Consider the following 6,814-nt stretch of genomic DNA (forward strand, 5'->3'; position numbering starts at 1 on the left):
TCAGGGGTTCCGGACAAACGAGGTGCATATCAGGCATTTGAAAACCATCTACTCAATGGGGCCTTACCATACGCCTCGAACGGATGCATGAAAAGAGGAAGGGAGCCTCAGCTCCCCTCTTCCGTTTGTTGCTGCTCTTCGTCCTCTTTCTTCACGTAGAAGCGGGCGAAGAACAGACCTATCTCCCACAGGCCCCACATGGGGATCGCGAGCAGGGTCTGGGAAAAGACATCGGGCGGCGTCAGCAACATACCGACCACGAAGACCCCGACGATGACGTAGGGGCGCTTCTCCTTCAGGCTCCTGGGGGTGGTCACCCCGGTCCAGCAGAGCAGTATGGTGGCCACCGGGATCTCGAACGCCACCCCGAACGCGAAGAACAGGGTCAGCACGAAGTCCAGGTAGCTGGCGATGTCGGTCGCCACCGTCACCCCGGCGGGGGCGGTACTGGTGAAGAAGCCGAACACCAGGGGGAACACCACGTAGTAGGCGAACGCCATCCCCGCATAGAACAGCACGGCGCTGGAGGCCACCAGGGGCAGGATCAGCCGCCGTTCGTGCTGGTACAGACCGGGTGCGATGAAAGCCCAGGCCTGATAGAGCAGATAGGGGATCGCCACGAAGAAGGAGACCACCAGGGTCAGCTTGATGGGCGTGATGAAGGGTGTCGCCACATCCGTCGCTATCATGCTGGTGCCTGCCGGCAACTGGCTGAGCAGCGGCTGAGCCACGAAGTCGTAGATGTTGTTGGAGAAGTAGATGAGCGCGATGAACACCAGCAGGATAGCGGAGATCGCGCGCAGCAGACGGGTTCTCAGCTCCACCAGATGGCTGATGAGGGGTTGTTCTGCCTGACTCATGGCTTACCCTCCCCTTTGGCTGCGGACTCGCTGGCGGGCACAGGCTCGCTCTCTCGCTGACTGTTGACCGGCGGAACCTCTGGGGTGGGCGTCGGGGCCGCCACCGGAGTGGCTGGCTCAGCCTGGGTGGGCTCCCGAGGCGGGCGGATCTCGTTCTCCCCCTGATAGGGACGATTCACCGACTGGGCGGCCGCTTTCAACTGCTCGATGGACTCCTGCAGCTCGGGGCTCAGGTTGTTCATCTGCAACCGTTCGGCCTTCTTCAGATCGTTGTGCAGATCCTGCAACTTGAGCTCCTGTTCCAGCTCGGCCTTGACCGAGTTGGCGGTGCTGCGGATCAGCCTTATCCAGTGGCTGGCGGTGCGGATCGCAACCGGCAACCGCTCGGGACCCAGCACCACCAAGGCGACGACGCCGATGACGACCAGCTCCCAAAAACCGATGTCGAACATGGCTTAGGCCTGATCTTTGTCTTTCTGCTTGGCGGCTTCGGCGTTGCTGGCCGTCTCGTTCAACTGCTTGGTCGGGAACTCGGCATCTTTTTGTTCGGGTTTGGTGTCGGCCGGCTCATCGGAGAGCGCCTTCTTGAACCCTTTGACCGCCGCGCCCAGATCGCCGCCGATACCGCGCAATTTCTTGGTGCCGAACAACAGCACGACGATGACTGCGATGATCAACAACTGCCAAATACTGATACCACCCATGACTTTCTCTCCGGATAGGCGCCCGATGGCGCAGGTTATTTAATGGGAACGGGTTCGCAACCAACCCAGCAGCCAGCATAACCCGGCGCCGGCGAGGCTGATTTGTCCCCACTCAATGTGTTGTTTCTGGGTCAGCAAGAATACACCCGCGAGCAGCAGGCTGGCTCCAACCCCTAAGAGGTAGCGGGCTTGCCCCTGACGGCGACTGTGGCGACGGAAATCGGCAAACATCTGGTCGAAGTGGTGCTGCTGATGGCGGGCCTGACGCAGGGTCTCGTAGACCAGCTCCGGCAGCTCCGGCAGTTTCTCCGCCCAGAACGGCGCCTTCTCCTTGATGGCATTCCACACCGCCTTGGGGCCGACCTGCTCGTGCATCCAGTTTTCCAGATAGGGCTTGGCGGTCTGCCACAAATCCAGCTGGGGATAGAGCTGGCGACCCAGCCCTTCCACATAGAGCAGGGTCTTTTGCAGCAGCACCAGCTGCGGCTGCACCTGCATGTTGAAGCGACGAGCGGTGTTGAACAGATTGAGCAGCACGTGGCCGAAGGAGATCTCGGAGAGCGGTTTCTCGAAGATGGGCTCCAGCACGGTGCGGATGGCGAACTCGAACTCGTCCACCTTGGTATCGGGCGGTACCCAGCCTGACTCTACGTGCAGCTCGGCCACACGGCGGTAGTCGCGGTTGAAGAAGGCGAGGAAGTTCTCCGCCAGGTAGCGCTTGTCTTCCCGGTTGAGGGTGCCGACGATGCCGCAGTCGATGCCGATCCAGAGCGGATTCTCCGGGTGTTCGAAAGAGACGAAGATGTTGCCCGGGTGCATGTCGGCGTGGAAGAAGCTGTCGCGGAACACCTGGGTGAAGAACACCTCCACCCCGCGCTCGGCCAGCAGCTTCATGTTGGTGCCGTTGGCTTCCAGCGCGGCAATGTCGGAGACCGGAATGCCGTAGATCCGCTCCATCACCAGCACCTGCTCACGGCAATGGTCCGTGAACACCTCGGGCACATAGAGCGCCTCGGAACCGGTGAAGTTGCGGCGCAGCTGGATGGCGTTGGCCGCTTCGCGCATCAGGTTGAGCTCGTCGAGTATGGTCTTGCGATACTCCTCCACCACCTCGACGGGGCGCAGTCGTCCGCTCTGGGGCACGAAACGGGCCACCAGACGGGCCAGGGCCTGCATCAGGCGCAGGTCGGCCTCGATGACCGGCTCGATATCGGGACGGATCACCTTGATGACGATCTCGCGGCCGTTCTCCTTCAACCGGGCGGTGTGCACCTGGGCGATGGAGGCGGACGCCAGCGGCGTCTCGTCGAAGTCATCGAACAGGGCCTCGACGGGGCAACCCAGGCTCTCTTCTATCTGGCGACGGGCGGCCTGACCACAGAAGGGAGGCACCCTGTCCTGCAGCAGGGCCAGCTCTTCGGCAATGTCGGGGGGCAGCAGGTCTCGGCGGGTCGAGAGCATCTGGCCGAACTTGATGAAGATGGGGCCCAGGGCCTCGAAGGCAAGGCGAATGCGGGCGCCACGGCTCATGCCTTGTTGCTTGTTCTTGAGCCAGAACAGACTGCGACGGGCCAGACGGCCAGGCCAGGGCTGATAACGGGCGGGCACCAGCTCGTCGATGCCCTGTTCCAGCAGGATGCTGACGATGCGATAGAGGCGTTTGAACTCCTTCGGGGTCATCAGCTCACCTGCTGTTCGAGGCGGGCAAGCCGCAACTCGATCGCCTTCATCTGTTGGGCCAGCTCTTCGACATCGTCATTGAAGCTCGCCACTTCCAGCGGACCCGGGGCAAGCCTCGCCTCCTCGGTCAAATACTCGGCCACTTGACGCTGGGAACGGCACAACTCTCGCTCCACAAAACGGCGAGCCTGACGGGCACCACTGCACAGGGTGTGGGCCACCACGTCGCCGGTGTAGCGGGACAGCTCCTCTTCCCAGTCGATATCGAGCTCGCCAAGCAGGGCGCTGAATGCCTGCACCAGCTGGGGGTCACCGCTCAGGTCCAGCTTCTCCTCGCGGATGTAGCGGGTCAGGGCGGAAGGCTCCTTGAGCAGGCCGAGGGCAGTCAGGGAGAGGCTCAGCACCGCATCCGCCTCCCCTTCAAACCTGGCCAGCACATCCAGACGGCGCTCCGAGAAGACAAACCAGAGCGGCTTGAGTTCGCGCAGCTCCAGTTTGAGTACCTTGCCCGTCAGCTTGCGCAACCGCTCCGGGCTCTGTTTGTCCAGGGCCAGCAACTGGTTGAGGCTGGTTTCGATCACCGCGGTGACCATGGCATCCATCGGCATAGGCGACCTTAAAACTTGTAACCGCGGTGCAGGGCGACCACGCCCTGGGTCAGGTTGTAGAACTCCACCTGCTCGAACCCGACCTGCTCCATCATGCCCGCCAGGGTCTGCTGATCCGGGTGCATGCGGATGGATTCCGCCAGGTATTTGTAGCTTTCGCTGTCGTTTGCGACGATTTCGCCCATTTTCGGCAGCAATTTGAAGGAGTAGAGATCATAAAGCTTGGCGATCACTTCGCTCACCGGCTTGGAGAACTCCAGCACCAGCAGGCGGCCACCCGGCTTGAGCACCCGGAACATGGAGGCAAGCGCCTTGTCCTTGTCGGTCACGTTGCGCAGGCCGAAGCCGATGGTGATGACGTCGAAATGGTTGTCAGGGAACGGGAGCGCCTCGGCATTGGCCTGTACGTAGGAGACGTTGTTGGCCACCCCCAGGTTGCGCAGCTTGTCGCGGCCCACCTTGAGCATGGAGTCGTTGATGTCTGCCAGGACCACCTGGCCGGTCTCACCCACGATGCGGGAGAACTTGGCGGTCAAATCCCCTGTGCCGCCAGCCAGATCCAGCACCTTCTGTCCTTTGCGGACACCGGAGCAGTCGATGGTAAAGCGCTTCCAGAGGCGATGGATGCCGAACGACATCAGATCGTTCATCAGATCATACTTGGCCGCTACCGAATGAAAGACACCGGCGACCAGGGTTTCCTTCTCGGTCGCTGCCACGGTTTTATAGCCAAAATGCGTAGTAGTAGTCTGTTCCGACATCCCTCAAATACCCATAGAGCAAAGAATGGCCGCCAGTTTACCAGAGCCGATGGCGTGCGGACACCTCAAACCCGGCTTGTGACCAACTGCATCCCCAGCACGACCATGGCCAGACAGAGGAACAGATTGAGACCGATATTGAGCAGCGCCTTCAGATAGGCCCCTTGCTGGGCCAGCACGACCGTGTCGAGGGCAAAGGAGGAGAAGGTGGTCAGGGCGCCGAGGATACCCACCATCAGCAATGGCTTCATCGGGTGTTCCACCACATGACCATGGCTGATCAGGGCATAGGCAATCCCCATGATGAAGGAACCCACCACGTTGACCACCAGGGTGCCATAGGGAAAGTGGCGTCCCAGCAGCCAGGCCATCAGCTCGGCGATGCCAAAGCGCAGGCAGGCACCGAAGGCGCCCCCGACAGCGACAAATAACCAGGTTTGCATCAAGCAGGCTCCAAGAGTGTCAGGTTGGCATTATGCAAAATCTCGACAGCAGGGGACAGCCGGGCAATTAATCGACCCGGCTAGACCCTAGCGGCGAAAGTCTACCGGTTCTGGATTCACAAGGTGGAGGGTCGTCTCGGTCGGGCGAGTATCGGCGATGACTCTGCCATGGCGGATGGAATAACGCACCGGCACCTGGCGGCGCACCGCATCAAAACCATTCTCAGCAGGAAGGATCAGCAGGCTGGCGGGCTTGCCCACTTCGATGCCGTAGCGATCCTGCACGTTCAGGGTGCGGGCGCTGTGGCTGCCGATCAACTTGAGGCTGTCGTTGATCTGCTCGTAGCCCATGATCTGGCAGACATGGAGCCCCATATGCAGCACCTGCAACATGTTGGCCGTGCCCATGGGATACCAGGGATCGAACACGTCGTCGTGGCCGAAGCAGACGTTGATGTTCGCCTCCAACATCTCCTTCACCCGGGTGATGCCACGACGCTTGGGGTAGCTGTCGAAGCGCCCCTGCAGGTGAATGTTCACCAGCGGATTGGCGACGAAGTTGATGTCCGCCATCCTGAGCAGCCGGAACAGTCGCGAGGCATAGGCTCCGTTGTAGGAGTGCATGGCGGTGGTGTGGCTGGCGGTTACCCTATGGCCCATACCGCGCTCGTAGGCCAGGGTTGCCAGCGTCTCGATGAAGCGGGACTGTTCGTCATCGATTTCGTCGCAGTGCACATCCACCAAAACCTGATATTTCTCCGCAAGATCGAAGACGTAGTGCAGACTTTCGACCCCGTACTCCCGGGTAAACTCGAAATGGGGGATGGCACCGATCACGTCGGCCCCCAGCTTGAGGGACTCTTCTAGCAATGCCTTGCCGTTGGGGTAGGAGAGGATCCCCTCCTGTGGGAAGGCCACTATCTGCAGCTCCACCCACTCCTTCATCTCCTCCCGCACCTCCAGCATCGCCTTCAGAGCAACCAGATTGGGGTCGGAGACATCCACGTGGGTACGGACAAACTGGATGCCGTTGGCAATCTGCCATTTCAGTGTCTGGATGGCGCGTTGTTTCACATCCTCATGGGTCAGCAGCGCCTTGCGCTCGGCCCAACGCTCGATCCCCTCGAACAGGGTGCCGGAGAGGTTCCAGCTCGGCTCGCCAGCCGTCTGGGTGGTATCGAGGTGAATGTGCGGTTCGATAAAGGGGGGGATGACAAGGCCTTGCTCACCATCAAGCTCGCGGGCAGAGAGCAGCTGAGTGCTCATGGGCTCAATGGCCCGGATCACGCCTCCCTGACAGAGGATTTGCCACATCCCTTCCCTGCCCGTCAAACGCACATTCCTAATCAGCATGTTCTTCCCCTTCGAAAGCGTGGTTGTCTTTGCCAATCCACAACTTAGCCCGGATCCCTTTAATAGAGAAGCGCCGCCCGGAAAGCATACGGGATAGAAAGGGAGGATATGTCAGCAACAAGAAGGTGCGACATTGCAGGACTGCAATTTGCGATGGATGGCTGAAAGGCAGATACAAAAAAGCCTCCCGATTGGGAGGCTTTCTTATTTAATGGTGCTGATACCCAGAATCGAACTGGGGACCTCATCCTTACCAAGGATGCGCTCTACCGACTGAGCCATATCAGCACACTAACCGGTAAAGACCACGCTCAATGCGTAATCTAAAATTGGGTGCCTGGCAGTGTCCTACTCTCGCATGGCGAATGCCACACTACCATCGGCGCTACAGCGTTTCACTTCTGA

The 6,814-nt window shown here is 60.3% G+C and carries 8 protein-coding genes and 1 tRNA gene; all 9 read right to left on the minus strand.

The window, feature by feature from the left end:
- Window positions 1–107: 107 nt before the first annotated feature.
- Window positions 108–860, minus strand: a complete 753-nt coding sequence (gene tatC, locus OKC30_RS09145) for a twin-arginine translocase subunit TatC (protein WP_010672360.1) — start codon at window positions 858–860, stop codon at window positions 108–110.
- Window positions 857–1,312 carry a Sec-independent protein translocase protein TatB gene (gene tatB / locus OKC30_RS09150; protein ID WP_119197141.1) on the minus strand — a complete coding sequence of 152 codons (456 nt, stop codon included), beginning with the start codon at window positions 1,310–1,312 and terminating at the stop codon, window positions 857–859. Before tatB ends, tatC begins: the two co-directional genes overlap by 4 nt.
- Before the next feature lie 3 nt (window positions 1,313–1,315).
- Window positions 1,316–1,564: a Sec-independent protein translocase subunit TatA gene (tatA, locus tag OKC30_RS09155; RefSeq protein WP_010672358.1), complete on the minus strand. Its 249-nt coding sequence runs from the start codon at window positions 1,562–1,564 to the stop codon at window positions 1,316–1,318.
- Window positions 1,565–1,603: 39 nt separating this feature from the next.
- Window positions 1,604–3,244 (minus strand): ubiquinone biosynthesis regulatory protein kinase UbiB, encoded by a 1,641-nt coding sequence (gene ubiB, locus OKC30_RS09160; protein WP_039041079.1) that lies wholly within the window; start codon window positions 3,242–3,244, stop codon window positions 1,604–1,606.
- Window positions 3,244–3,852, minus strand: coding sequence for a ubiquinone biosynthesis accessory factor UbiJ (locus OKC30_RS09165; protein WP_119197139.1), 609 nt, complete (start codon window positions 3,850–3,852; stop codon window positions 3,244–3,246). Before OKC30_RS09165 ends, ubiB begins: the two co-directional genes overlap by 1 nt.
- Window positions 3,853–3,860: 8 nt before the next feature.
- Complete coding sequence (ubiE, locus tag OKC30_RS09170) at window positions 3,861–4,613, minus strand: bifunctional demethylmenaquinone methyltransferase/2-methoxy-6-polyprenyl-1,4-benzoquinol methylase UbiE (RefSeq protein WP_010672355.1); 753 nt, start codon at window positions 4,611–4,613, stop codon at window positions 3,861–3,863.
- A gap of 65 nt (window positions 4,614–4,678) precedes the next feature.
- Window positions 4,679–5,056, minus strand: coding sequence for a fluoride efflux transporter CrcB (crcB, locus tag OKC30_RS09175; protein ID WP_119197138.1), 378 nt, complete (start codon window positions 5,054–5,056; stop codon window positions 4,679–4,681).
- Window positions 5,057–5,143: 87 nt separating this feature from the next.
- Window positions 5,144–6,409, minus strand: a complete 1,266-nt coding sequence (locus OKC30_RS09180) for a cytosine deaminase (protein ID WP_119197137.1) — start codon at window positions 6,407–6,409, stop codon at window positions 5,144–5,146.
- 212 nt (window positions 6,410–6,621) lie between these two features.
- Window positions 6,622–6,697 (minus strand) — tRNA-Thr (locus tag OKC30_RS09185).
- Window positions 6,698–6,814: the final 117 nt, after the last annotated feature.

The organism is Aeromonas sp. QDB18 (genome assembly GCF_027705325.1).
Classification (GTDB): Bacteria; Pseudomonadota; Gammaproteobacteria; order Enterobacterales; family Aeromonadaceae; genus Aeromonas; species Aeromonas caviae.